This is a genomic window from Aromatoleum evansii (assembly GCF_012910805.1).
Classification (GTDB): Bacteria; Pseudomonadota; Gammaproteobacteria; order Burkholderiales; family Rhodocyclaceae; genus Aromatoleum; species Aromatoleum evansii.
This window is the reverse complement of the sequence record NZ_WTVK01000041.1, coordinates 1-25,220: the sequence shown is the minus strand read 5'-3', so window position 1 is coordinate 25,220 and position 25,220 is coordinate 1. Positions and strand designations below refer to the sequence as shown.

19 protein-coding genes are annotated in these 25,220 nt (G+C 61.8%); 6 read left to right on the top strand and 13 right to left on the bottom strand.

Annotated elements, in window-relative coordinates; all coding sequences use genetic code 11:
- Positions 1-116 precede the first annotated feature (116 nt).
- The 7 genes from GO615_RS19315 to GO615_RS19285 form a co-directional block, all read right to left on the bottom strand.
- Entirely contained in the window at positions 117-602 is a 486-nt protein-coding gene (locus tag GO615_RS19315; RefSeq protein ID WP_169131030.1) for a MarR family winged helix-turn-helix transcriptional regulator, read from the bottom strand.
- 114 nt (positions 603-716) lie between these two features.
- Positions 717-1,115, bottom strand: a complete 399-nt coding sequence (locus GO615_RS19310; protein WP_169131028.1) for a RidA family protein — start codon at positions 1,113-1,115, stop codon at positions 717-719.
- Complete coding sequence (locus tag GO615_RS19305; protein WP_169131026.1) at positions 1,105-2,319, bottom strand: acyl-CoA dehydrogenase family protein; 1,215 nt, start codon at positions 2,317-2,319, stop codon at positions 1,105-1,107. Before GO615_RS19305 ends, GO615_RS19310 begins: the two co-directional genes overlap by 11 nt.
- A gap of 11 nt (positions 2,320-2,330) precedes the next feature.
- Positions 2,331-3,176, bottom strand: coding sequence for an enoyl-CoA hydratase family protein (locus GO615_RS19300; protein WP_169131024.1), 846 nt, complete (start codon positions 3,174-3,176; stop codon positions 2,331-2,333).
- 70 nt (positions 3,177-3,246) lie between these two features.
- Positions 3,247-4,056 (bottom strand): SDR family NAD(P)-dependent oxidoreductase, encoded by an 810-nt coding sequence (locus GO615_RS19295; protein ID WP_169131022.1) that lies wholly within the window; start codon positions 4,054-4,056, stop codon positions 3,247-3,249.
- 22 nt (positions 4,057-4,078) lie between these two features.
- Positions 4,079-6,400, bottom strand: coding sequence for a bifunctional salicylyl-CoA 5-hydroxylase/oxidoreductase (locus GO615_RS19290; RefSeq protein WP_169131020.1), 2,322 nt, complete (start codon positions 6,398-6,400; stop codon positions 4,079-4,081).
- Between the two features lie 494 nt (positions 6,401-6,894).
- Positions 6,895-7,836, bottom strand: coding sequence for a helix-turn-helix domain-containing protein (locus tag GO615_RS19285; RefSeq protein WP_169131018.1), 942 nt, complete (start codon positions 7,834-7,836; stop codon positions 6,895-6,897).
- A 368-nt stretch (positions 7,837-8,204) separates the two neighbouring features.
- Here GO615_RS19285 and GO615_RS19280 point away from each other — a divergent pair, with 368 nt between their 5' ends.
- The 5 genes from GO615_RS19280 to GO615_RS19260 all read left to right on the top strand — a co-directional run bounded on the left by GO615_RS19280 (position 8,205) and on the right by GO615_RS19260 (position 14,363).
- Entirely contained in the window at positions 8,205-9,080 is an 876-nt protein-coding gene (locus GO615_RS19280; protein ID WP_169131016.1) for a TorF family putative porin, read from the top strand.
- Between the two features lie 27 nt (positions 9,081-9,107).
- On the top strand, positions 9,108-10,562 hold the full coding sequence (gene eat / locus GO615_RS19275) for an ethanolamine permease (RefSeq protein ID WP_169131014.1): 1,455 nt from the start codon (positions 9,108-9,110) through the stop codon (positions 10,560-10,562).
- 76 nt (positions 10,563-10,638) lie between these two features.
- Positions 10,639-12,030, top strand: coding sequence for an ethanolamine ammonia-lyase subunit EutB (locus GO615_RS19270; protein WP_169131012.1), 1,392 nt, complete (start codon positions 10,639-10,641; stop codon positions 12,028-12,030).
- Between the two features lie 10 nt (positions 12,031-12,040).
- Positions 12,041-12,856, top strand: a complete 816-nt coding sequence (gene eutC, locus GO615_RS19265; RefSeq protein ID WP_169131010.1) for an ethanolamine ammonia-lyase subunit EutC — start codon at positions 12,041-12,043, stop codon at positions 12,854-12,856.
- 343 nt (positions 12,857-13,199) lie between these two features.
- On the top strand, positions 13,200-14,363 hold the full coding sequence (locus GO615_RS19260) for an NnrS family protein (RefSeq protein WP_339380086.1): 1,164 nt from the start codon (positions 13,200-13,202) through the stop codon (positions 14,361-14,363).
- Between the two features lie 327 nt (positions 14,364-14,690).
- On the opposite strand, the gene GO615_RS19255 is transcribed toward GO615_RS19260, so the two are convergent.
- The 6 genes from GO615_RS19255 to GO615_RS19230 are packed head-to-tail and all read right to left on the bottom strand — an operon-like array spanning position 14,691 to position 21,184.
- Positions 14,691-15,377, bottom strand: a complete 687-nt coding sequence (locus tag GO615_RS19255) for a class I SAM-dependent DNA methyltransferase (protein ID WP_169131006.1) — start codon at positions 15,375-15,377, stop codon at positions 14,691-14,693.
- On the bottom strand, positions 15,364-16,611 hold the full coding sequence (locus GO615_RS19250; RefSeq protein WP_169131005.1) for a non-canonical purine NTP pyrophosphatase: 1,248 nt from the start codon (positions 16,609-16,611) through the stop codon (positions 15,364-15,366). The genes GO615_RS19255 and GO615_RS19250 overlap by 14 nt, the downstream gene beginning before the upstream one ends.
- Positions 16,608-18,308, bottom strand: coding sequence for a pyruvate kinase (locus tag GO615_RS19245; RefSeq protein WP_169131003.1), 1,701 nt, complete (start codon positions 18,306-18,308; stop codon positions 16,608-16,610). The genes GO615_RS19250 and GO615_RS19245 overlap by 4 nt, the downstream gene beginning before the upstream one ends.
- A gap of 14 nt (positions 18,309-18,322) precedes the next feature.
- On the bottom strand, positions 18,323-19,696 hold the full coding sequence (locus GO615_RS19240) for a B12-binding domain-containing radical SAM protein (protein ID WP_169131001.1): 1,374 nt from the start codon (positions 19,694-19,696) through the stop codon (positions 18,323-18,325).
- On the bottom strand, positions 19,693-20,304 hold the full coding sequence (locus GO615_RS19235; protein ID WP_169130999.1) for a thymidylate synthase: 612 nt from the start codon (positions 20,302-20,304) through the stop codon (positions 19,693-19,695). The genes GO615_RS19240 and GO615_RS19235 overlap by 4 nt, the downstream gene beginning before the upstream one ends.
- 1 nt (position 20,305) lies before the next feature.
- Positions 20,306-21,184 carry a hypothetical protein gene (locus tag GO615_RS19230; RefSeq protein ID WP_169130997.1) on the bottom strand — a complete coding sequence of 293 codons (879 nt, stop codon included), beginning with the start codon at positions 21,182-21,184 and terminating at the stop codon, positions 20,306-20,308.
- Between the two features lie 841 nt (positions 21,185-22,025).
- Between GO615_RS19230 and GO615_RS19220 the strand changes: the two genes are divergently transcribed.
- Positions 22,026-24,908: a sigma-54-dependent transcriptional regulator gene (locus GO615_RS19220; protein WP_169130993.1), complete on the top strand. Its 2,883-nt coding sequence runs from the start codon at positions 22,026-22,028 to the stop codon at positions 24,906-24,908.
- Positions 24,909-25,220: the final 312 nt, after the last annotated feature.

Below are 25,220 nucleotides of genomic sequence, written 5' to 3'. Positions count from 1 at the left end.
GTTTGCAGACGCCCTGCGGCCCCCCACGATGGGGGGACGAGCGGGCGCGGCAGCCGGCTGGGCTGCTCCGCTTCTCTTCCGTTGCGGCGGGGGCGCGCCCGCCAGCGCACCACCCCTCAGTCGGAGATCGTCGAGAGATGCACCTTCAAGCGGTCTAGCAGCTTGAGCATCTGCCGCTTCTCCGCATGATCGAGCCCGGCAAACAACCCCACGACCCATTGTTCGTGCTCGTGCGCCATCGCGCCGAACTGGCGCTTGCCCTCGGGCGTCAGCATCACCGTGAACGAGCGCCGGTCGCGCGGATCGTCGCGACGCTCGACGAGGCCTTCCTCGGCAAGCTTGTCGGTGAGTCCGGTCACGTTGCCGCCGGTCACCATCAGCAGGCGCGACAGTTCGCTCATCTTCAGCCCCTCCGGGTGCCGGTCGAGCTGCGCCATCAGGTCGAAGCGCGGCAGCGTCGACTCGAAGCTCGTCCGCAGCCGCGTGCGCAGCTGTGCCTCGACGAGGTTCGTGCAGGTCAGCAGGCGCAGCCAGACGCGCAGCGCCTCGTGTTCTTCCGCGCGTGCATCGGTCGGGGGGCTGGCGGTGGCTGGCGTGGACATGCGGGCTCGGAGTTGTGAAGGCAATCGGGTTCGGCCGCGGCGTGGGGCGAACCTGTGAAAATACTTTACTCATGAATAAATTCGAGCTCAAGCAAAATTCTGGCTGTCAGGTGGTCAGTCCGGGATCACCGCAGTGACCTCGATCTCGACTTTCGCGTCGTCCTCGACGAGATCGGCGACCTGCACCGCCGTCATCGCCGGGAAATTGCGGCCCATTACCTCGCGGTACACCTGGCCGATCTCCTTCAGCCGGGCGGCGTATTCCTTCTTGTCGACGAGGTACCAGGTCATGCGCGTGACGTACTCGGGTCCGCCGCCGGCGCAACGGACGACGTCGATCGCGTTCTTCAGCGCGAGGAAGACCTGCTGCACGAGATCGTCGCTCGGAAAGCGGCACTCGGCATCCCAACCGATCTGGCCGCCGACGAAGATCTGGCGGCCGCGCGCCTCGATGCCGTTCGAATACCCTTTGGGCGCTGCCCAGCCTTCGGGCTGAATCACCTTATGAACCATGCCTGTCTCCTTCGGGGGATGCTTTGCGTGACCCGGGCGGCGCGGACCGCGCCGGCGATTTCATCAGTTCGCGCGCGACGATGAGCTTCTGCACCTCCGTCGCGCCTTCGTAGATGCGCAGTGCGCGGATCTCGCGGTACAGCGACTCGACCTTGACGCCGACGCGCACGCCCTGCCCGCCATGCATCTGCACCGCGGCGTCGATCACGCGCTGCGCGTTCTCGGTCGCGGTCATCTTCGCCATTGCCGCCTCGCGCGTCGTCGGCTTCTTCGCGACGTCGCGCTGCCACGCGGCGCGTGCGGTCAGCAAGGCCGCGGCATCGACGTCCGTCGCCATCTCGCCGAGCTTCGCCTGCGTGAGCTGGAAGTCGGCGAGCGTGTGGCCGAACATTGCGCGGCCCCTCGCGTGCGCGAGCGCCTCGTCGAGGGCGCGGCGCGCGAAGCCGAGCGCCGCTGCGGCGACCGACGCGCGGAAGATGTCGAGCGTGCGCATCGCGATCTTGAAGCCTTCGCCCGAGGCGCCGAGGCGGTTCTCGACCGGCACGCGCAGACCGTTGAAACGCAGCCGCGCGAGCGGGTGCGGCGCGATGACGTCGAGGCGTTCGGCGATCTCGAAGCCCGGCATGTCCGGATGCACGACGAAGGCCGACAGCCCGCGCGTGCCCGGTGCGTCGCCGGTGCGCGCGAACACGCAATACACGTCGGCGATGCCGCCGTTGGAGATCCACGTCTTCTCGCCGTCGAGCACGTAGTGGTCGCCGTCGAGCCGCGCGCTCGTCGCCATCGCGGCGACGTCGGAACCGGCTTCCGGCTCGGTCAGCGCGAACGCGGCGATCCATTCGCCGGACGCGACCTTCGGCAGCACGCGGCGCTGGAGCTCCGGCGAGCCCGCGAGCGTGATCGCGCCCGAGCCTAGCCCCTGCATCGCGAACGCGAAGTCGGCGAGCCCGTCGTGGTACGCGAGCGTCTCGCGCGCGATGCACAGCGCGCGGGAGTCGAGTTCCGGCAGCGCGCCGCCGAACGCCGCCGGCACGCAGTAGCGCAGGAAGCCTGAGCGGCCGAGCGCGGCGACGAGCCGGCGGCAGGCGGCGTCGGTGTCGTGATGGTCGATCGGCGGCATCGCGGCCGCCCAATCGAAAATCGCGTCCGACAGCGCGCGGTGCTCCGGCCCGAAGAACGGCAGGTCGAGTGAGCTGCGGTCCATGGCGTGGGGCCTCAGCAGCCTTCGAACTTCGGCTTCTGCTTCGCCGCGAACGCCTCGAAGGCACGCGTAAAGTCGCCGGTCACCATGCAGATCGCCTGGGCCTGGGCCTCGGACTCGATCATTTCCTCGATGCCCATCGCCCACTCCTGGTTGAGCATCGTCTTCGTCATCGTGTGCGCGAACCACGGTCCGTCGGCGAGGGTTTGCGCGAGCGCCTGCGCCTTGCCGAGCAATTCGGCCGGCGCATGCACCGCGCTGAAGAAGCCGCAGGCGAGCGCCTCGTCGGCGCCCATCGCGCGGCCGGTCATCAGGAGGTCGGTCGCCTTGCCCTGCCCGACCACGCGCGGCAGCAGGCCGCAGGCGCCCATGTCCGCGCCGGCGAGCCCGACGCGCGTGAACAGGTAGGCGGTCTTCGCCTCCGCGGTGCCCAAACGGAAGTCCGACGCGAGCGCGACCATCGCGCCGGCGCCGGCGCAGATGCCGTCGATCGCGGCGATGATGGGCTGCGGCGCGCGGCGCATCGCCTTGACGAGATCGCCGGTCATGCGCGTAAAGGCGAGCAGCTCCGGCATCGACATCTTCGTCAGCGGCTCGATGATCTCGAACACGTCGCCGCCGGAACAGAAGTTGCCGCCGGCGCCCTGGATCACGACCGCGCGCACGTCGTTCGCATAAGCGAGGTCGCGAAAGAGGTCGCGCAGTTCGGCGTACGAGTCGAAGGTCAGCGGGTTCTTCTTCTCCGGGCGGTTCAGCGTGATCGTGGCGACCCGTCCGTCGTCGGAACATTCCCAGCGGAAGTTGCGCGCCGCATAGTCCTTGAACGGGCGCTTGTGGTCCTGCATCGACAGTTCGGCCATCTCATTCTCCTTGGGTGACCCGCGCGACGGTCGAGACGCGCGGAAAGTTCTTGTCTTTGTCGGCGCGGCCTCAGCCGCACATCACTTCGCCGCCGGCAACCGCGATCGACTGGCCGTGGATCGCGTCGCTCGACGGCAGGCACAGCCAGCCGACGGTCCCAGCGACGTCCTCCGGCTGCACCAGCCGGCCCTGCGGGTTGCGCGCGGCCAGCGCGGCCTTCGCGTCGTCGGTGCTGCGGCCGGTCTTCGCGACGATGTTGTCGACGGCGCCCTCGATCAGCGGCGTGTCGGTGTAGCCGGGGCACACCGCATTGACGGTGATCCCCTGCTTCGCGACTTCCAGCGCGAGCGCCCGCGTCAGGCCGACGACACCGTGCTTCGCGGCGCAGTACGCCGCGACGTAGGCGTAGCCGGCGAGGCCGGCGGTGCTCGCGATATTGACGATGCGCCCCCACCCCGCCGCCTGCATGCCGGCGAGCACCGCGTGCGTGCAGTTGTAGGTCCCAGTGAGGTTGACGGCGAGCATCTCGTTCCAAAGCTCCGGCTCGGTGCGGCCGAACGGAGCGCTCTTTGCGGCGCCCGCGTTATTGACGAGGATCGCCACCGGTCCGCGCGCTGCCGTGGCGGCGTCGAAGGCCGCGCGCAACGCGGCGAAATCGGTGATATCGGCGGCCGCGAAGCCGTGGCCATCGCCCGGCAGCTCGGCGCAGGCCGATTCGAGCAGCGCCGCACGCCGGCCGACGAGCGTCAGCGTCGCGCCGAGCCGCGCGAGCTCGATCGCGCAGGCCCGGCCGATGCCGCTGCCGGCACCGGTCACCAGCGCATGCCGGCCGGCGAGCGGCGCGGCGTTTTCTCTGTTGCGGCCGAGGGTCGTTGTCATGGTCGTATTCCCGTCGTTCGGCTCACCTGGCCGATGTCGCGGCAGCTGCAGCGCGCTGCAGGTTCGTCTCGTACTGGCCGCGCGCGGAGCGGTACTGCCTCGGCCACGCCACCCCGCCGAAGCCGATCTTGGCCGCCTCGTGCAGCGTCCAGGCCGGATCGGCGAGGTGCGGCCGCGCCAGCGCGACGAGGTCCGCGCGGCCCGCCGCGATGATGCTGTTCGCGTGGTCGGCCTCGGAGATCGCGCCGACCGCGAGCGTCGGGATCCCGACCTCGTTGCGGATGCGGTCCGCGAACGGCGTCTGGTACATGCGGCCATACACCGGCTGGTCGCCCTTCCACACCTGGCCCGACGAGCAGTCGATGATGTCGGCGCCGGCCTCCTTGAACAGGCGCGCGATCGCGACCGCGTCGTCGCCGGTATTGCCGCCGGGGAACCAGTCGTGGCACGACAACCGCACCGACATCGGGCGATTGGTCGGCCACAACACACGCATCGCCTTGAACACTTCGAGCGGGAAGCGCGCGCGGTTCTCGACGCCGCCGCCGAACTCGTCGGTACGGCGGTTCGTCAGCGGCGACAGGAAACTCGACAGCAGGTAGCCGTGCGCGCAGTGCAGCTCGAGGATGTCGAAACCGGCTTCGGCCGCCATCCGCGTGGCGCGCACGAAGTCGTTGCGCACGCGCTCCATATCGTCGCGCGTCATCGCGCGCGGCACCTGCGAGTGCGGCAGATAGGGCTGCGCGGAGGCGGAGATCAGCTCCCACGTGCCCGCCTCCAGCGGTTCGTCGATGCCTTCCCACGCGACCTTCGTCGCGCCCTTGCGGCCGGCGTGGCCGAGCTGCATGCCGATGCGGGCATCCGAGTTGTCATGCACGAAATCGACGATGCGCTTCCACGCGTTCACATGCTCGGGCTTGTACATGCCGGCACATCCCGGCGTGATCCGCGCATCGGGCGACACGCAGGTCATCTCCGTGTACAGCAGCCCCGCCCCGCCGAGCGCGCGCGAGCCGAAATGCACCAGGTGGAAGTCGTTCGGCGCGCCGTCCTCGGCCGAGTACATCGCCATCGGCGACATCACGATGCGGTTGGCCAGCGTCAGGCCCCGCAGCTTGAAGGGCGTGAACATCGGCGGCGGCACGGCGTCGTCGGCGACCGGCACGCCGGATTTCGCCGCGAGCCAACGCTCGTAGCCCTCCAGCCATGCGGCGTCGCGCAGCCGCAGGTTCTCGTGCGAGATGCGCTGCGAGCGCGTCAGCATCGAGTACATGAACTGCTCGGGCTCGAGCGTATCGCAGTAGCGCGCGCCGCAGACCTCGAACCATTCCATCGCATTCCACGCCGCGTTCTGCAGCCGCAGCACGTCGATGTTGCGCGCCGCCTGATAGCGCTCCAGCACGGTGGGGATGTGCTCGCGCGTGTCGCCCTCGTCGCGGAAGAGGCGCGTGAGCTCGATCGCGTCCTCGAGCGCGAGCTTGGTGCCCGAGCCGATCGCGAAATGCGCGGTATGTACCGCGTCGCCCATCAGCACGACGTGGCTCCTGCCGTTGTCGTGGTGCCACTGCTCGCACTTGACGCGCTGGAAGTTGAGCCACGCCGAGCCGCGCAGGTGGCGCGAGTTCGTCATCAGGCGGTGGCCGTCGAGGTGCTTGCCGAACAACTCTTCGCAGAACGCGATCGACTGCTCCTGGTCGGCCGAGTCCAGCCCGTGCGCCTTCCAGACGTGCTCGGGGCATTCGACGATGAAGGTCGTCGTCGTGTCGTCGAACTTGTAGACGTGCGCCTGGAACCAGCCGTGCTCGGTTTTCTCGAAATAGAACGTGAAGGCATCGAAGAGCTTCGTCGTGCCGAGCCAGATGTAGCGGTTGGGCCGCGTGACGATGTCCGGGCGGAACACTTCCGCGTACTTGTTGCGGATGCGCGAGTTGATGCCGTCGGACGCGATGATCAGGTCGGCGTCGGGGAACTCCGCGTCCGACTCGACTTCGCGGTCGAACTCGAGCTCGACGCCCAATGCCTCGCAGCGCTCCTGCAGGATGTTCAGCATCTTCTTGCGGCCGATGCCGACGAAACCGTGACCCCCGCTGCGGATCGTGCGCCCCTTGAAATTGAGCTCGATGTCGTCCCAGTGATTGAACGCGACCTGGATCGCGTCGGCGGTCTCCGGGTCCCATTCGCGCATGTTGTCCATCGTCGCATCCGAGAACACGACGCCCCAGCCGAACGTGTCGTACGCGCGGTTGCGTTCGACCACGCGGATCTCGTGCACCGGGTTCAGCTTCTTCATCAGGATCGCGAAATACAGCCCCGCGGGCCCCCCACCGATACAAACGATGCGCATCTCAAGCCTCCTCCGTCCGGACGCCCCGGCACCGTCCCAGGGCTTCACTATTCTTCATACACGAATATTTCATACTTAAACTATATAGTCCAACGCGGGCCTTGGGGACCAGGCGCTGCGTGAGCCGCGCGTTCGACAGGTGCTGCGGTGGGTCAATTAACCCACATCGAGCCCCTTCTCGCCCCCCCCCATCGCGGGGAGGGCGCGGTGTCGTCCGGTTCGGCAAGACCCCGCGCTCCAGGAAGCGGACACGTGCGCAACGACGTTCATCCTTCGCTCGGAGAAAACGTCCCCCGCAATGGGTGCGCAAGTGCATGATCATCAATGCGTTTGTTCTCTCGTTAATGCTGTTTGCATAGCTGCGGCAGCCCTACCTACGTGCCAGGCCGCGCCCTGATCGGGCCCGCACCACGGAACGTCCGTGCGCGGGCCCGTCGTCATCCGCTCCGGAAAAACGCCGTGTGCGCAGCGACGGCCATCCGCCGACCGGGAAATTAGCCCTTCCCGTTAAATCGGCGATAAGTTTCCGACGGCAGCTCCCCGAACAACTGCCTGTAGTCCTGCGAAAAACGCCCGAAATGCCAGAAACCCCAATAGGTGGCGGCTTCGGAGACGGACGCGCAGGTGCGAAGCATGCCGCGAACGCCGTTGAGCCGGACCATCCGGAGGAAGGCGATCGGATTCAGGTTCAATACGTCCTGGAAGCAGTATTGCAGCGTGCGCCGGCTGACGCCGATGGCCTTGCACACGTCGAGGATGGAGGTCGGGGATTCCGGTCGGCTGAGGATGAAGTCGCGGGCGCGGGCGACGATTTGCCAGCGTTTCGACAGGGAAATCAGTTCGCCTTCTGGATGAGCATCGTCGACCAGTAGCTCGGTGACGTTGGAAATGACCGAGTCCCGCAGCGAACGCTGCAGCGGGGCGTTGTCCATGAGGCGCGGGGCGTTCTCCAGCATTTCGAAGAAGCCGCGCAGGAATTCGCGCATGACGGCGATCTTGCCGGCCTGAACGACGCTGAGGTGCGGATGGTCGAGCGACGTTTCGACCGAAGCCGCTTCGTCGTCGGAGAGCGCGGAAAGTACGCGGTCCCGGGAGAGGACGACGCCGCCCATCACCAGGTCGGCCGGCGAATAGAACTCGAACCCGCCGTCCCCCGAAAAGTGGTGCACGGTCGTGTCGTTGGTTATTGCGCCGCAAAAAACTCCCGAGCCGCAAAGCTGCAGCGGCACGCCGAGGGCAACGACCGCCTCGCTCAGTTCCCCACTCTGAAAGAGACCTTTACTCGTGTACTCGACGAAGAGATGGACATCGTCGAATCGGACTTCGGTATAGGTGCCGGCAAAGCGTCCGGGCGACATCTGGGCGTAAGTCTGGTGCCACCCGCGGAGTCGGGCAGCCTGCTCGTCGACGTCTTGGCTGGCGATGGAAAGAAGCATCTCTACCCCGTTGAGTCCCGGTCAGGGCGGCCGATATTGCAATGCGACGAACCGTCGGGTGCCGCGCGCAGCGTGACGGCATTTGTGAAGAATAGCGTAAAGCGACGGCGATATTGCAAGCCCCGGAAGATTGTCTTCGATGCAACGCCTTTCCGCTAAATCTGCCGAATTCGGATAGTCGCGGAGCGCCGGTTCCGATCCATCCCCGGCCCTACCCCAGTCCTGTCGCCGAAGTGATAGGCGCAGCGCGCTTCCCGAGCCAACTTGAAAAATGCCGATATCGGATAGCGCGAAGAAAGCCGGATTCTTAACTTACGCCTTACGCTGCGGCAGATGTCCTGGCGCAGGTAAGCACCGTAAGGAAATCCATGGAAATCAAGAACACATTGCCTCGCACCAAAGGCATTCGGGCGTTGATGTTGATTGGCCTTGCATTTCAGTTTTCCGCGGCCGTGGCAGCCGACGCGAACGAGAGCCCATCCGGAATCACCGTTTCCGGTTCGGCAACCCTAGCCAACGACTATATCTGGCGCGGCCTGACGCAGACCTTCGGCAAACCCGCGCTGCAGGTCGGCGTCGAAATGCAGCACGAGTCCGGTGCGTACCTGGGCGCCTGGGGGTCGAACGTGACCGAACGGTGGATTCCCGGTGCGAATCTGGAACTCGACGTCTACGGGGGTTTTCGGACGCCGCTGCCCGGTGTCGAAGGTCTCGGTCTCGATCTCGGCCTGATCTACGTCTACTACCCCGGCGGCGATTACGCGGACGCGTTGGATGGCAACACCTTCACGGGTTCCAGCCCGAACACGCTGGAGGCCTACGTCGGTGCGACCTATAAATCAGTGTCCCTCAAGTACGGCCGGACGTTGAGCAAGTTCTACGGCTGGAACGAAAACAACTCCGGCCCCGGCGTCTTCTCCGCCACGGCCCCGTCGGCAGGCGTCACCGGCTCCACGCGGGGCTCGCAGTACGTCGAGTTGACCGTGAATCAGGATATCGGCGACGGCTGGGCCGCGAACGGCCAAATCGGACACCAGTGGATTGCCCATGGCAAAGGGCTCGACTGGAGTTACTACCGCATCGGCGTCACGAAATCCCTGCCTTCGAACTGGAGCGTCGGAATCGCCTACTCGCGCACGACCGAGCCCAAGGCGTTCGAAAACTACGCATCCCTGACCGGCAACGGAGACACCGTCGATGCGGCGCGGCCACGATTGCTCGTGTCGGTGTCGCGGCAATTCTAAAAAAATATTGATGGAGGAGCACACAAAATGACACAAGAAAGACATGGCCTGCACATGGGAAAGGTCAGCCACCACGAATTGAAGCAGACCCTGAATACCTGGCAACTGTGGGGCATTGCGGTCGGACTGGTTATTTCCGGGGAATATTTCGGCTGGAGTTACGGCTGGGCTTCGGCCGGCACATTGGGATTCGTCATCACCTCGATTTTCATCGCGGCGATGTACACGACCTTCATCTTCAGTTTCACCGAACTCACGAGCGCAATTCCGCATGCGGGCGGCCCGTTCGCCTATGGTCGTCACGCTTTCGGCCCGGCGGGCGGTTATCTCGCCGGTTTCGCAACGCTCGTCGAATTCGTATTCGCACCGCCCGCGATCGCACTCGCAATCGGCGCCTACCTGAACGTGCAATTCCCGGAGTTGAATCCCAAGGATGCAGCGGTCGGCGCGTACATCATCTTCATGGCGCTCAACATCATCGGCGTCGAGATCGCTGCGACCTTTGAATTGTGCGTGACGGTGATCGCGATCTTCGAATTGCTCGTGTTCATGGGCGTCGTGTCGCCCGGATTCTCGCTCGCCAATTTCACCAAGGGCGGCTGGGCCGGCCAGGACGAATTCAGCCTGGCCGCAATTCCCGGCATGTTCGCCGCGGTGCCGTTCGCGATCTGGTTCTTCCTCGCGATCGAAGGCGTCGCGATGGCGGCCGAGGAAGCCAAGGATCCGAAGCGCTCGATTCCCATCGCCTACGTCACGGGGATCCTCACGCTGCTCGTGCTGGCCATCGGCGTGATGACCTTCGCCGGAGGTTCGGGCGACTGGACCAAGCTGTCGAACATCAACGATCCGCTGCCTCAGGCCATGAAATCGATCGTCGGCGAAAACAGCGGCTGGACGCACATGCTGGTCTGGCTGGGGCTCTTCGGGCTGATCGCGTCCTTCCATGGCATCATCCTCGGCTATTCGCGACAGATCTTCGCCCAGGCGCGCGCCAACTACCTGCCGGCCTTCTTCGCCAAGGTGCATCCGCGCTTCAAGACCCCCCACCGCGCGATCCTCGCGGGCGGCGCGGTCGGCATCGCAGCGATCTATAGCGACGAGCTGATCAAGTTCGGCGGCCAGACGCTCACCGCGAACGTCGTCACGATGTCCGTGTTCGGCGCGATCGTGATGTACATCATCAGCATGGCGGCGCTCTTCAAGCTGCGCCGCTCGGAGCCGGGCATGCCGCGTCCCTTCTCGGCCCCGCTGTATCCGTGGTTCCCGGGCTTCGCGCTGCTGGCGGCCGTCGTGTGTCTGGTCACGATGATCTACTACAACCCGCTCATCGCCGCGCTGTTCTTCGGCCTGATGGCTGCCGGCTACGTCGTGTTCCACCTGACCCGCCACCAGCGCGAAGTCGCGCCGCTGGACGACATGTTGGAATCCCGCGAAGAAATGGAAGTCGAATTCCAGGCCGCCGCAGTCTACAAGGCCAATTGAGAAATCCGCTCACGACAAGGCCCGCTGCGTCGGCGGCGGGCCGCAACAAACTGTTTTGGAATCGGATACCGCCCCCATGACCCGCTACTCGCATACTGTGGATGGGCATACCTACCACTTCGCGGACCTCAAGAGCCTGATGGCCATGGCGACGCCGGCCCGTTCGGGCGACTACCTCGCGGGGATCGCGGCCGCCAGCGACGAAGAGCGTGTCGCTGCGCAAATGGCACTGGCCGAGCTGCCGCTGCGTCGCTTTCTCGTCGAGGCGCTGATCCCGTACGAGATCGACGAAGTCACCCGGCTGATTATCGACGAGCACGATGCCGCGGCGTTCGCGCCGGTCAGCCACCTGACCGTGGGCGACTTCCGCAACTGGCTGTTGTCCGAGGAGGCCGACGAGGCCGCTCTCGCCGCGCTGGCGCCGGGTCTGACGCCCGAGATGGCGGCCGCCGTCAGCAAGATCATGCGCGTGCAGGACCTGATCCTCGTCGCCAAGAAGTGTCGCGTCGTCACGGCCTTCCGCAACACGATCGGATTGCCGGGGCGGCTCTCCACCCGCCTGCAGCCGAACCACCCGACGGACGCACCGAGCGGCGTCGCCGCCAGCATCGTCGACGGCCTGATGTACGGCAGCGGCGACGCGGTGATCGGCATCAACCCCGCGACCGACAGCGTCTCGGCGGTGACGACGCTGATCCGCATGCTCGACGCGATCATCACAAAATACGAGATCCCGACCCAGTCCTGTGTCCTGACTCACGTCACGACCAGCATCGAGGCGATCAATCGCGGTGCGCCGGTCGATCTCGTGTTCCAGTCGATCGCCGGCACCGAGGCCGCGAACGCCGGCTTCGGCATCAACCTCGCCGTGCTCGCCGAAGGACGCGAGGCCGCGCTGTCGCTCAAGCGCGGCACCGTCGGCGACAACGTGATGTATTTCGAGACCGGTCAGGGCAGCGCCCTGTCGGCCAACGCCCACCACGGCGTCGACCAGCAGACGTGCGAAGCGCGTGCCTACGCGGTGGCGCGCAAGTTCAAACCCTTTCTCGTCAATACCGTCGTCGGCTTCATCGGGCCCGAATACCTGTACGACGGCAAGCAGATCATCCGCGCGGGCCTCGAAGACCACTTCTGCGGCAAGCTGCTCGGCGTGCCGATGGGCTGCGACGTCTGCTACACCAACCACGCCGAAGCCGACCAGAACGACATGGACATGCTGCTGACCCTGCTGTCGGTCGCGGGCATCAACTTCGTGATGGGCATCCCCGGCTCGGACGACGTGATGCTGAACTACCAGACGACGTCCTTCCACGACGCGATGTACATCCGCCAGGTACTCGGCCTGCGCCCGGCGCCGGAGTTCGAGGCATGGCTGCGCAAGGTCGGCATCTTCGCGCCGGGTGAGGCCATGAGGCTCGCCAAGGACCTTCCCGGCCCCTTCCGTCGCGCGCTGGCGAACCTGAGCTGAGGACGCGGCCATGACCGACCGGATCACCGATACCGTCATCCCCGACGCCTGGGGGACGCTGCGCCGCTTCACGCAGGCCCGCATCGCGCTGGGCCGCGCCGGCAGCAGCCTGCCGACCCAACCCCACCTCGACTTCCAGTTCGCCCACGCGCGGGCCCGCGATGCCGTCCATCACACGCTCGCGATCGAGCCGCTGCGCGCCGGACTGGTCGAGCGCGGCCTCGGGGTCGTGACGGTGCACAGCGCGGCGGCCGATCGCCCGACCTACCTGAAGCGGCCGGACCTCGGCCGCAGGCTCGACGCGGCTTCGCGCGAGCGTCTGGAAACGTATCGCGCGCCCGGCGGCAAGGACTTCGATGTCGCCTTCGTGATCGCGGACGGCCTGTCCGCCTTCGCCATCGAACAAAACGCCCTCGCCTTTCTGGACGTGATGCTCCCGCGCGTGCCGGCCGAGAGTTGGAGGATCGCCCCGCTCGTCATCGCCGAACAGGGCCGCGTCGCGATCGGTGACGAGATCGCGGTCGCGCTGCGGGCGCGCATGGTCGTCGTCCTGGTCGGCGAGCGTCCCGGCCTGAGTTCGCCCGACAGCATGGGGCTCTATCTTACGTGGCAGCCTGCGGTCGGCACGACCGACGCCCGCCGCAACTGCATCTCCAACGTGCGGCGGGAAGGCATGAGTTTCGAGCTTGCGGCACACAAGCTGCTTTACCTGATGACAGAAGCCCGCGGCCGGCACCTTTCCGGCGTCCTGCTCAAGGACGAGGTCGAGGCCCCACCGGAACGCCTCGCCGCCCCCGGCGGCAATTTCCTGACCGAGGATACGTAACGATCGCCTTGCAATGTGAACTTTCCGTCCTCCTGGGCCTTCGCACATTGCGTGCGATGCCCGCCCGCGTTTCGGCAGTTTCACTCCATTTACGACCGAACGCGGATTTTGCCGGTGTCAGGCGCATCATGGTTTCCATGAACGGCCTGCACCGGCCTTTTTTTGGTTCATCGCGTCTTTCCTGGGAAGGCGCGCTGAACCAAAAAAACACCCCATCACCACCACTTTTGACGCCGGACAGAAACTCCGCCCCGCATCGCCCCTAGACTGAAGCGGTCCAAACAATTTCACGGCCAACGAAATGTTCGCGACCGCATCCCGCTTGTTCCCGGCAGCGCTATGGGTGAGCGCATTCCGCCCGTTCTTCCTGCTCGGCACGCTGTACGCGCCGCTGCTGATGTGCGCCTGGCTCGGCGCCTGGTTCGGCGTGTGGAGCGGCCCCGTCGGCGACATGCCGCCGGCGCTGTGGCACGGTCACGAGATGATCTTCGGATTCTCCACCGCGATCATCCTCGGCATCGTGCTGACCGCGCTGCCGAGTTGGGCCGGCACCGCGGAAATCCACGGCGGCCGTCTCGCACTGCTCGTCGCCGCGTGGCTCGCGGGCCGGCTCGCGTTCTGGGCGATGCCGCTGCTGCCCGCCGGCTTTGCCGCAGCGGCCGACTGCCTGCTGTTTCCGCTGGTGTTCGCCACGGTCGCACCGCAACTGCTGCGGGCGGCGAACCGGTTGTATCTGTTGCTGCTACCGGTTCTCGCAGCCTTCTTCGCGGCGAACCTCGCATTTCATCTGGGTATCGGCGCCGGCAATCAGGCCTTCGCCGGAGTCGCGCTGCACGGCGGCCTCTACACGATCCTCACCTTGTACGTGCTCAAGGGCGGGGTGCTGACGCCGATCTTCACCGGCAATGCGCTGCGCGAGAAAGGCCGCGGCGATCAGACGCCGTTCCGGATGTGGCTCGACGTCACCGCGGTCGGTCTCGTCGTGGTGCTCGCGGCGCTCGACCTCGCCGGCGCGCCGCCCCGCTGGGTCGGCCTCGCCGCCCTCGGCTGCACCCTCGTGCACGCCTGGCGCGTCGCGCGCTGGCAGGGCTGGCGCGTGGCCGACGTGCCTCTTCTCCTCGTCATGCATCTCGGCTTTGCATGGCTGATCCTCGCCTTCGCGCTCAAGGCGCTCGCGGCGCTCACCGGCCTGGTTGCCGACGCGGCGTGGCTACACGCCTTCACGGTGGGGAGCCTCGGCATGATGATGCTCGGGCTGATGACCCGCGTGAGCCTTCGCCATACCGGCCGCCCGCTCAAGCTGCCGACGGCGATGCGCGTCGCCTGCGCCCTCGTCTTCACCGCGGCGATCGCGCGGCTCGCGCTGTCGATGCCCCAGATCCGCGCGTTGGCGATCGCGGCGGCCGCGCTGCTGTGGGCGGCGGCGTTCGGGATCTACCTGTCCAGGTTCGGCGCGCTGCTGGCGAGGCCCAGCCTCCCGCGCACGACCGGAACTCCGAACAACTAGAGTCGACGACTCGCGCTCGGATTCAGTTGCGCGAAGGGGCAACCTTGCCTTTCAGGGGGCGACTGGCAGGTCGTCGGCCTTTGCTGACGGTGGCGCTAGCTCTGTTGAATGGCGGGTATCGAGCAAATTGCCGCCATTGATGAATTATCCAGCCTGAGCCGCCGCTTTCGTCAGTGGCGAAGGATGGCACCTTCCCTTCGTGATCATTTGCAGGTACCTGCTTTGTCGATTCTGTTCGGCAGAAAGCTACCTATTAGCAAGTCAGTGAGAGCTTCAATCGATAAATAAGCATCCGCATATTGGCAAGTTGCACTTCGTGAACCAGAACTAATCTTTCAGGATCAAATAACGAACCCTTGAAATGGAGTCTCCTGCCACTGCTGCACCGCTTGAGCCCAAGCGCTTCGCTTGGTCGACGAGCCAATCGGGACAGAAATACGTCTTATTGGGCGCGAGTATCTTGGTAGCCTCCGGTGCCTCCACGGAAAGGAAGTCGAACAACGCGAACCCACCTGGCGTAAGCGCCTTAACGGTCTGCGCGATGAGCAGGCACGCCAATTCGTTACCGTAGTGAGAAAGGAGTATCCCCCTGGAAAGCACTGCGGCGTGCCTCATCCCGCTCCAAGTCCCCTCGAAAACGTCCTCCAACCGCCACTCCGCGTTCCGAATATTTTTCGAAGCAGCGACATTTAGCATCTCGCGGCTTATGTCGATTCCGATGGCGTTTCCGAAATGGATGGAAAGTCCAGCAAGTACGCTACCGGTTCCGCAACCCAGATCGACGAGGCTGCCCGCCGAGCACAATTCCTGCCGATCCAGCACCAAGCGCCGACCCAATTCGACAAAACGCCCGTAAGCGTCACCGTCATTAAGGTGACAGGACTCGCTTTCCAATCCGGAGTCCCATTGAGCGGCCTTAGAGTCCCAGCGCCGGGCAATAGCGTCAATGTCGCGTGAGGCATACAAGCCGGGATCGCTCTCGGGAATGCCGTAGAAATCCTCAGAAAGAGACATGTTCGGCGAATCCCCCCTGAAGCCCGTCGTATGTGGCGCGCAGTTCCGCTATCCCCGGATAGTCCCGCCAATGCCATCGCTCCGGATATCCGAGTTGCCTGGTGATTTCCCGGCGAATGAATTGGGACGGGAAGTCCTCTGAGAAATGGACTGTGCGCGTGCCGTCTCTATGCTGCACAAATATGTAATCATCGTCATTGTCACGCAGCGAGGCGAGTTCATTGAGCGAACCGATTTCATGACCAGGAAATTGTCCAAGGAGTGGCATTAAATCCACATCCGCCGGGAAAATATTCAGATGCGCGTGCTCCACGCAGCACGTAGATTTCCCCCGTCCGCGTCCAGGCCCATGTTCGAAAAAAACGGGATTCGAGCCATACGCGCCACAGAGTTTCGTCGTCACTTCCGACATCAGATCCTCCAATTCTGAAACCTGCCCAGCTTCAAGGTGCGCCATACTTTTCACATGCTTACGGGTGAGAAGCAACAACCCGCCCTCCATGAACTGGCCCAACGGTGGCAAGAGCACAAACGATGTGCTGATGTGAACTACCCTGTCCCTCGGCACCCCCCCCGACAGTTGCTCAAAAACCGAGCCTGGGTCGCCAGAGAGTTCCACACAGAACACGCACGAACCCGAGGTCGGCCCCCGCGTGTAGCAAAATGGATCGCCGTCGGCCGGGTAGGCCCATCCCTTCTCGCACAAAAGGTGCCAATCGCGCTCCAGCGCCTGCCAAGCCCTCAATCGATGAAGTGACTTGGCAAACGGCCCTTTAACTGTCGGTTGGAACCACTCATGTAGCGGCCCCGGACCTTCGCCGCGAACTTCGCTCGGGACGAGACTGCCCTGAACGCTCCCCATCCAGTGAAGGCATTCGACGCCGTCTGAACATGCAAGATTCGCGATGAGACGCCCGGACGGGCTTTGATTATTCAAAAGCCTGACCAACCCATCGCTTCCAAGCGATCGGATTACCGACTTCGTATAGGCGCCGGGGAATCCGGGGTAGGCATCGAGCAGGAGTCCCGCATCGTCCACGATGCAGGGGCGACCGAGGGATCGGGCCGCAGCGCGGGCCTTCTCCTTGATGATTTCGACCCAGTCGTCGGATTGAATTTCATGACAGGATTGGGGCGGCGTGACCAATTCAACGCCAAGCATCTCCAGGATCGGCTGAAAAAGCGCGTACTTCGCGGCATTCGAGGTTACGAGGGGAATGTTTTTTTGCATCATGAAATCAACCTATCAACACATTCGACGACTTCATCGGACGACAGGTCATCGGTATTCACGATTTCGACCTGGAATTGAGGTAACCCAACCTCGGCGACAGCCTCCTGCAACCAATGGTAGAAGGCAGATTCCTGTTCCCAATAATCATAGCTTTGGGTTAGCTCGTCGAATACGCGCTCGGATGGTTCCTTTTCCGAGACCCGTCGCCGCAACGTTTCTGGCGATGCCATCAGAACAACGGTTTTGTTCGGCACGCAAACGTGGCCACCCATCAATTCGAGCATCGGCATCAATTGAGCCAGACGTTTCGGATCGTGGCCCACGTGTACCGCAAGGGTCGACCAAAGACTACGGTCCAGGCAAATTTTGGGTGACGAAACTTGCCGTTGGATAAATTCTGCCAGCTCGCGCTTGAGCTCCATGGAACCGGAAAAGAAGTAAAAGGCGGACGCCATCCAGTCCGCGTCTCGAATCATCCGCATTTTCATTTGCGGCTCCATCCATGCGTCCGGAACCCCCCGGCGAATCGTCCAGTCCGGGTGCGTTGCCCGGAGGCGCTCTATGAGTGTCGTCTTCCCCACCCCGTTGCCCCCTTCGATGGCAATTAGCGGCGACGAGCCTCCCGGAAACAAATTCCGTGGTTCGCGTAGGAACAAGGCGATAGGCAGTCGAATCCGGGAGGCTGCCTTCAGACATCGGGTCGCGAGCCCGATGCTCTCGATCGGATGGTCGCTAAACACGGTCTCTTTGCCGAGCATTATCCCCGACGCCCCTTGCCACGCCGCGGTGGCAAGGTCGGTCAGCTCGCAACGCTGCGGCACGCCGCTTGAAGCGAAGTTTTCGAGGAATTGGGTAGCCACGATGACGGGCTTGCCTTTCGCTTTAGCAATTTCGACAAGCCTCTCTTGGATTTGCGGCATATCCTCCGGCTTGACCACCAAGCCGAGATCGCCGCGTGCGACCATTATGCCGTCGGAAGCCTGGACAATTCCCTCGCAGTCGAGGATGATTTCCCGCGTTTCCAGCTTTGCCATGAATCGAACCGAATTCGGCAAAAAATCCCGCAGTGCCGTTACGGCCGAGTTAAATTGCCCGACCGACGTCACCATGGAAAGCGCTATCCAGTCCGGGACGAGGCCAGCGGCCTCTGCTTTGCGCAATAGCTCGACATCGGCTGGTTCAAACAAGGAAAAATCGGCACTGCTATCTGGAAAGACGACCGAATTACTGGTTTGCAACCGACCGCTTCCACGCTCAACGACGGTACGCATGAGTCCGGAGCCGAAATCCACGACCCGCAGGACAATCCGGCCGTCAAGCGCCAAGACGCGATGACCGGGCGTGACAGTCCCTCTGAGTTTGTCCAGCCCCGGAATTCCGACATGATCGCCGGAACACTCTCCGTCGGAGTCGGAAAATGAAAGTTCGACCCCCGGTGCAACCTCCCGCGGGGAGATACTTCCCAGTCTCAAGCGCTCCGACGGAAGATCGAAGAGGATTTTCACGTCAGCCCCCTTGCTTTCAGCCACCTTCCGAACGAGCAGGGCATGCGCGACATGGTCCCGGTTACGGTAGCCCGTCGGGAATCGGAACCATCCCGCCCCGGCATCAATCGCCGAAGCAATGCTTTCCGCCGTCTCCAGCGTGGGCCCGATGGTGGCCATTACATCTACGGAACCTAATTCACGATATTTCATCGTCAAACCCTTGGTTACGACTTATTTCTGAATACGTTCATTGATTTTTGGTGTAACGGGGAGGAGAAGATGAACTCGTCCTCCGGCGTTGCGATGTCGCTGCTCACGTAGCCTTCACGTTCCAAGGCGGTTGCCGTTTTCTCGAGCAGAGCGATCATTTCGGATGGCGACATATATTCGAATGAAATATTGTCGCCTATACCGCCATAGCAAAAGCTCTCGAAATCCTTCGGGTCTTTTATCCGGATACCGAAATCCTGTGGGCGGGAATAGTAGGCAGTTCCCGGAAATGGGATCAGCTGATGGATTGATATTTCATGGGGACGCATGCGTAGCATGAGATCGATGGATTTCCGCTGTTCTGCCAGGGAACCGGGAAGGCCGTAAATCCATCCGGTTTTGACCCGGATACCGGCATTGGACGCGGATTGAACCCCGGAAAGCATCTTTTCGACTGTCGTTCGTTTGCTAGCCCGATTCAATATTTCGTCGGAACCGCTCTCTATCCCGAAGTAAACCCGTCGGCAATTAGCCGACGCCATCGCTTCGGCCACGGACGAATCCATCGAGTCCGCCCTCAACTGGCCGATCCACGATGCACTGAGGCCTGTCGCGGCATATTCCTCGCAGAACGTCACGATGCTTTTCTTCTTCAGAAAGAAAATGTCGTCAGCAAAAAAAATCTCCTTGGCGCCGAAATCCCTCTCCAGAAGGGCCATTTCCCGGATAACCCTCTCGTGCCCTGAAACAGCGACGCCCTTTACAAGGACGGTACCCGTATAGTTGCAGCAAAAGGTACAGTTGTAGGGGCAGCCTCGCGAAGCCACCATCGAATGATGGTTGTATAACTCGAGCCGATACAGGTTGCGATCGATAATTGGCAACTCGTCGATACTCAAAGGGCGCGGATCTTTGGGGTTCATGCGAACCGAACCGTTTTCCGCGAACGCCACCCCTTGAATGTCCCCAAGCGGACGCCCAGCGCCCAGCGCCTCCAACAATCGGTATACGGTGTACTCGCCCTCTCCGAGCACCGCAACGTCCGCCCCGTCCGACAATACATCGTTGGGAAACAGATTTACGTGGATGCCACCGGCAATAACGACCGTCTCGGGATGACGACGCTTCATTTCCGCAATTTGCAGGCGCGCCACCGGATAATTCGGCGTGATGATGGAAAACCCGACCACGTCCGGCTCAAATGAGGAAACCCTCTCCCACAGCAGACTCTCGTCCCCTCCCTCGGCGTTTTGATCGAAAACCGCCACTTCGTAGCCGCGCTCTTGCAGTATCGTACCGATAAATCCAACGCCGAGCGGGTATTCCTTATACATTTGCTTGGGATTCAGCGAGCGCGGTACTACAAATAGAATTTTTCTTATCGTCATTTTCGTGCCGGATTGAGTATGGATTCGACTCGCTCAAAATCTTTCCGATAGATATGGGCTGAGCTTATGGTGCCGGTTATTGTTCCGATTCTGATGCCGAGCGCCTCGGAAACCACCGCGCCGAAATCGTGGACGCAGATTGCGTCCGCGCAGAACTTTAGATAAACGTCTTGTCCCCGCGCGAAATAACTCAGATCCAGGCGTCCATGGCGGATGAGGAAATGTATCGCGTTGACGCACGGAACCTTCTTCCCCGTCGGATCAACGAATACGAGTAGCGCCCGCTTCGTCGACGGCTGATCCTTCAACAGATCTATAACGTCGGTAAGATCTTCTCTGCCGAAGGGCCCCCGCCAGCAGGATCTGTAGCTATGCCCAAATCGGTTTGGTTCGGACGTGAAAAAAACTTTGCGCATCTCGGACAAGGTTTCTTTGAGGCCGTATTCCGCCAGTTCGGTAATGTCCGAAGTCTCGACCGTGAAATCCACAGTCACCGCCCTGGCCTCCCTGATCTCCTGGTCGGAGTCATCGCCGTGCTCCATAACAAGCCGGAGCAGATTTTTCCAGGTTTCGCCCAGCAGTTTGGCTGATTGGCCGGTTGCACCCAACTTATTTCTCCCTAATCAGGTCGTTAAACAGAAATTCAGCCAAGTCGGACGCCGTACCGGAAACTTCCCACGGTTCGCCCGTTAGCGGTCGCGTCAGCGCAATCGCCGCGCTCTCCGCGGCAGCTATTTCGGTACATCCGTAGGCTATCCACCGCCCAGCCTCAGCTATGGCTTGGGCAATTAGGCTTCGGTTTCCGGATACCAACGGAGCATCGGTTCCGAAAAAAACCCGCACCCGTTGAGGTACCGTCGGAGCGGGATTGGAGAGCGCGGACCTCGTGAAAGGACACATGACCACACCCGCTCCGCTATCCTCAATCAAACCGAAATCGTTCGAGTTCAGCGTATTCGCGTGTACCAGCAGCGTACGCGAATCCAATAGGGACTCCATGGCCAGCCATTCGACGATTGATCGCCCCAGGCGGGATCTCCCGATTCTGGCGCGAGCCTCGGACTCCCCTGCATGCAACGTTATCAGCCCTCCTGGCATCGACTTGAGGAAAGCACGCGCGGCTTCGGCCGCTTCGGGCCCGATCTCCCGCTCGTCGGGAAGAATCATCACCGCCGGACTCGGCCGGATATCCGGTCTCCAGGAGTTCCAGAGCACCGTGACTTTTGATCGCACCCCGAACGTCCCGTAGACATATTCCACATCCGCGCTTGCGTGCTTGCCGCTAAAGTCGAGCACCGTCCCCACGCCCTCATCGCGCGAGTATTCGATCCATGGCCGAAGGGCATCGCGAAGCTCGTCTCCAAATAGCCACTTCGTCCGACGCTCATGGGCGAGAAACCGGGGATCGTACGACCATTGCTCGACAGGCACCCCGGCAAGGCTCCAGTCCGAGGAAACGTCGTAAAGCCCGTGGCGATGGGCATCCACGAGCGTTCCATGCCAAGGGCGTCTAAGGCTGAAACTATTCATTTGGTGTCAGATCCGGGATTTCATATTCAGACGAAGAGCCAATCGCACGGCTCCGAACGCGGTGGCAACTGGGGCTACGAGGGGCGCACTGCCGCTGGCGGAACGACCCCCTGGACTGATAACTCGTGCCTAATTGCTCGCAACTGCCATGCCGGTTGAAACGCCTGCTCCCGTCACGGCTCCCGCTCCCGCAATAACGGCCGTACCGGCCGCCATCCCTCCGCCACCGGCCGCCAATGCCCCGCCTCCAACGGCGGCTAGCGAAGCGTTCGCTAGAGCTGCCCCAGAAAGGGTGCTGATTGCCGTTCCTGTACTCGCGGCGCCAAGCAACCCGGCAGATCCGGCTACGGCCGCAAGCGTAGGGGCCGCTACGGCAGCCAGGCCTCCAGTTGCAACCGTCGCGCCAACTACGAGTGCGGCTTTGCCTGGGTTTTCGAGTGCGGCATTAACAACCGATCCGAGTACCCCGCTGACTTCGCCGGGAGGGCCAAACAAGAATTCGTCAATCGCGCTGAACAATCCCATGATTTTCTCCTTACCGGAAAATTGAGAACAGTTTGGGCAGATCCCGGTTTAGTCCGCCCAACGTGTCGTAGCCAGGGGGCATTTGCTGTCCCCTTGCCGCCTGGAAACAGGCAGCGCCTTTCTATACGCATGTAGCGTGCCACCGTGCAGCACGATCATATAACCGATTGAAATGTAAAGCGTATCCATCAACAACCATGGCATTGATATAAGATTCCTATCGTAAGGATTTTCCTGATATATTAAGGAACTTCCTTGTTCTATTGGTGCTCCAATGGATTTCCTTCTTGATGAAAAGAACCGGAAGTTACTGGAACTGCGGATCGACGAAGCAACCACGGGCAATCCAGAGGCCAGGCCGACCGGCACGTCGTTACCTGGCGCCCCGGATGACTTGCTGGCCTTTCTGGGCAGGCCACGTTCGCAACCCATTCGGGTCTTCGTGCAGGATAGGGTGCTGTGCGACGCCACGCGCAAGAAGTCCAGCAAAGAGTTGGTCGAGGAATACAGGGCGTACCGAATGGCGCTCTTCACGCCGGAGCTGAGCCGCATCATTCCCTTGGGTAACCAGGAGCGCTCCTACAAACCAATGGACGAGCCCAATTCCTTCAGCGTCTTTGCCTACGGCGTAACGCCCGTTGAATCCGTTTGGATGTATCCCCCTTTGGACGAGATAAACCGGGAACCACCAAATGGATGGAGGGTCAGCAGCCTGGAAATCGATGCCGCACGGCGCCTGGATTGCTGGTACTACCAAGACCGCTTCCGAAAACTTCGAAGCGACCGCAAACATTGGGGGACACCCACCTTCGACGAACTATTCGTTGTCGCCGAAGAGCGAGGGCAGAGGAATCCCCTTCTTGAACGCCCGAACAAAGGGGCTTTGAAATGGCTGTCATCGGCGCAGATCAACGAGCGCCTGCACGCGATCGCGCATTCGCGCGTTCGTGGCGCCTGGGGACAAGAAGGTCGCGACGTTCCCCTTAAACCAGGCGATTTCCTGGTTTCGATGCTCGGCTTTACCGAGGTGAAACTGGCACGTTTCGACGGCCCACCGAACGACGCGACGAGGTCCATATACTTACTCCGGTTCTCCCAGAAGGGTGACCGATCGAAGCGCGACTCAGCAGCCGTTTGGTTTACCCTTACCTGTGATGACTTTACCGATCAGTTGAGGATGGAGTTGAGCGATCGGGTAATGAAGCCGCTCACTGAGCATTTTTTGCAGGGCGACATTCGCCTACCCCCACTCCCCGGCGGAGTTACTGCCGGAATGGCCTTCACGCTTGACGCGATGACCCGCTTGGCGCTGAGCGGGGAGGACAGGGGCGAAGTAGACGCGAATCTCCAAAAGGTCGAAGAAGCTCTCATGGCGGACGATGTGACATGGCCGGGAAAATGGTCGTGCCTCAGGCGCATCGAGAGATATCGAAAATCCGGCGGCAAGCCCGGAAACGTCATCGTACTAAGCAATGACCGGACAATCGGAAGCGAATGCGTATCCGCTTTGAGAAAGGAAGATGTCCCGGTTGCGGATCCGCGTCCGTTCTCAATATCCGGTAACGAACTTGAGGCAGGGGTAGCCAAGGAGCTTATGATGGCTCCTGCCGTCATTTCGATTACTTCGGCGGTTACGCCCCTGCAGTTCGCTTCCGAACAACTTGGGGCGGCACATGCTTTGGATATAGTTAGCGAATCGCATGTTTTTGCTCTTTACGCCGAAAAAGGCAAAGCGCGAGACTTTCCAGCACGGCAATTTCTCGAGCACCTTTTCAGTGAGACGGAGCGGGAGCCGGAAAGCGTGGACTTGACCGATGAAGTGATGACTCCGCTTGTCCAGCATGTTCGGTCGTTGTTGGAGAACCAGTCGATCATTACTTGCGACGAAGTAATTGACCGTCTTGCGCAATTGGACTCCCCATCGGAGCCATTTGTACGCTTTTCGCCCGTTGCCGTGAAAACAAGCATTCTTGACCGGGTTCGACCAGATCTGGTAAAGCTCTCTGGTCGCCTGAAAGCTTCCGGCGTAACGAAAGGAGCTACCGCGGCTAACGTCATTTCGGAAAGGAAAAGCAGACGGCTCCATACCTTTGGCAAATTCGTAACCCATGACGAGGCGCTTGCGAAAAGAGTTGGTGAGCTCGAGTCCGTTTATCGCAAGGCTCTGGAGCTGACCCGGAACGGATCGTACCGCGTAATCGCCCTGCTCATAGAGGGGGAAACGGGGTCCGGTAAAGATGAATTGATCGATTACTTGGATAGCCGGCATGTCCAATCGCCCTTCGTTCGCTTCGGCGTAACGGCGGATACCCGTTTCATCCTGACGCAACTTTTCGGACATGCAAAGGGCTCGTTCACCGGAGCAGCCAACCGGCGTGACGGAATTTTCGGGATCGCGAAGAAGCAGAGTCGCCCGGTGTTCCTCAACGAGATCAACTCTTATCCGTTGGAGGTGCAGTTTCGGCTTCTAACTGTCATTGAGCACGGCGAGTTCTCCCCTTTGGGGGAGGAGGAGCAAGAAACCGTTGGGTACGCGGGCGTAGTTCTCGCAGCCAGCAATAAACCGGTATCGGATTTGGTTGCGGACGGTTCCTTTCGGCTCGACCTTCAGATGCGGCTGGGGAGTCCCATTTTGATTCCACCTCTCCGAGAGCGCCCACAGGACATAGAGTGCATTTTCGACCGGATTAACAGGGATTTGGCGAAAAATAAAAGGTCTATGCAGATCGGACTACAATTCTCCGCTCGCAAGCGACTATTGCGATATTCATGGCCGGGGAACGCGAGAGAGCTCCAAAGCCTGATCATGAGAGCGTTTCTCTTGGGCCAGTCCGTTATCGATGATGGTTTTCTTGAAGAGAATTTCCCGAAAATCTACTTCGGAGAGGCTACCGACAAAAACATCGCGGCTGCCCAAGGGGCTCTTCCTCTACCCCAAGAGCTCAAGTGCTTAGAGGAAATCCTTGGCATTCAGGGGATAACCCGGCAACGGCAATACGCGATGCTTATGGAGCGTTTGAAAGATAAAAAGACTAAAACTAACGAGTTGCCGGATTGGGTGAGAAGTCGTCGGCATAAGATAGAACAGTTCAAAGCCGAACTTCCTCGCGTGAATCTGTACTTAGAAACACTTACTGCTAGGCGACCTCGCTATTAGTTCTAAAGGACAAACCTGATCTTACAGTTACGATTTATCGCTCAGCGGTACTCACAGGCAGCTATTCGGTGCATTGCTGACCGACTTCGCAAGCCAGTTGAACTTCCGCTCAGGCCGACCAGCTGACTCTCCCTCGAAGAGTCCCGCGTCACCTCTTCCCGGATCAACCCGGGCGCTTCAGCCGCTGGCCACCGGAGTTCGACAGTTCAGCCCGAAAAATGACGATTTTGGCGAAGTCGCCTCAGTATTCATGCGGGTTTCAGGCCGATTTTTCTAAAACTCGTGTGGTGGCACGTTTGTAACAAGCAACGT

Excerpts from the sequence above, each read along its gene's own strand:
- GO615_RS19315 (WP_169131030.1), bottom strand. The coding sequence starts at position 602 with ATGTCCACGCCAGCCACCGCCAGCCCCCCGACCGATGCACGCGCGGAA.
- GO615_RS19295 (WP_169131022.1), bottom strand. The coding sequence starts at position 4,056 with ATGACAACGACCCTCGGCCGCAACAGAGAAAACGCCGCGCCGCTCGCC.
- GO615_RS19305 (WP_169131026.1), bottom strand. The coding sequence starts at position 2,319 with ATGGACCGCAGCTCACTCGACCTGCCGTTCTTCGGGCCGGAGCACCGC.
- GO615_RS19290 (WP_169131020.1), bottom strand. The coding sequence starts at position 6,400 with ATGCGCATCGTTTGTATCGGTGGGGGGCCCGCGGGGCTGTATTTCGCG.
- GO615_RS19245 (WP_169131003.1), bottom strand. The coding sequence starts at position 18,308 with ATGAAATATCGTGAATTAGGTTCCGTAGATGTAATGGCCACCATCGGG.
- GO615_RS19310 (WP_169131028.1), bottom strand. The coding sequence starts at position 1,115 with ATGGTTCATAAGGTGATTCAGCCCGAAGGCTGGGCAGCGCCCAAAGGG.
- GO615_RS19270 (WP_169131012.1), top strand. The coding sequence starts at position 10,639 with ATGACCCGCTACTCGCATACTGTGGATGGGCATACCTACCACTTCGCG.
- GO615_RS19285 (WP_169131018.1), bottom strand. The coding sequence starts at position 7,836 with ATGCTTCTTTCCATCGCCAGCCAAGACGTCGACGAGCAGGCTGCCCGA.
- eat (WP_169131014.1), top strand. The coding sequence starts at position 9,108 with ATGACACAAGAAAGACATGGCCTGCACATGGGAAAGGTCAGCCACCAC.
- GO615_RS19255 (WP_169131006.1), bottom strand. The coding sequence starts at position 15,377 with ATGTCTCTTTCTGAGGATTTCTACGGCATTCCCGAGAGCGATCCCGGC.
- GO615_RS19300 (WP_169131024.1), bottom strand. The coding sequence starts at position 3,176 with ATGGCCGAACTGTCGATGCAGGACCACAAGCGCCCGTTCAAGGACTAT.
- GO615_RS19280 (WP_169131016.1), top strand. The coding sequence starts at position 8,205 with ATGGAAATCAAGAACACATTGCCTCGCACCAAAGGCATTCGGGCGTTG.
- GO615_RS19240 (WP_169131001.1), bottom strand. The coding sequence starts at position 19,696 with ATGACGATAAGAAAAATTCTATTTGTAGTACCGCGCTCGCTGAATCCC.
- eutC (WP_169131010.1), top strand. The coding sequence starts at position 12,041 with ATGACCGACCGGATCACCGATACCGTCATCCCCGACGCCTGGGGGACG.
- GO615_RS19220 (WP_169130993.1), top strand. The coding sequence starts at position 22,026 with ATGGATTTCCTTCTTGATGAAAAGAACCGGAAGTTACTGGAACTGCGG.
- GO615_RS19250 (WP_169131005.1), bottom strand. The coding sequence starts at position 16,611 with ATGATGCAAAAAAACATTCCCCTCGTAACCTCGAATGCCGCGAAGTAC.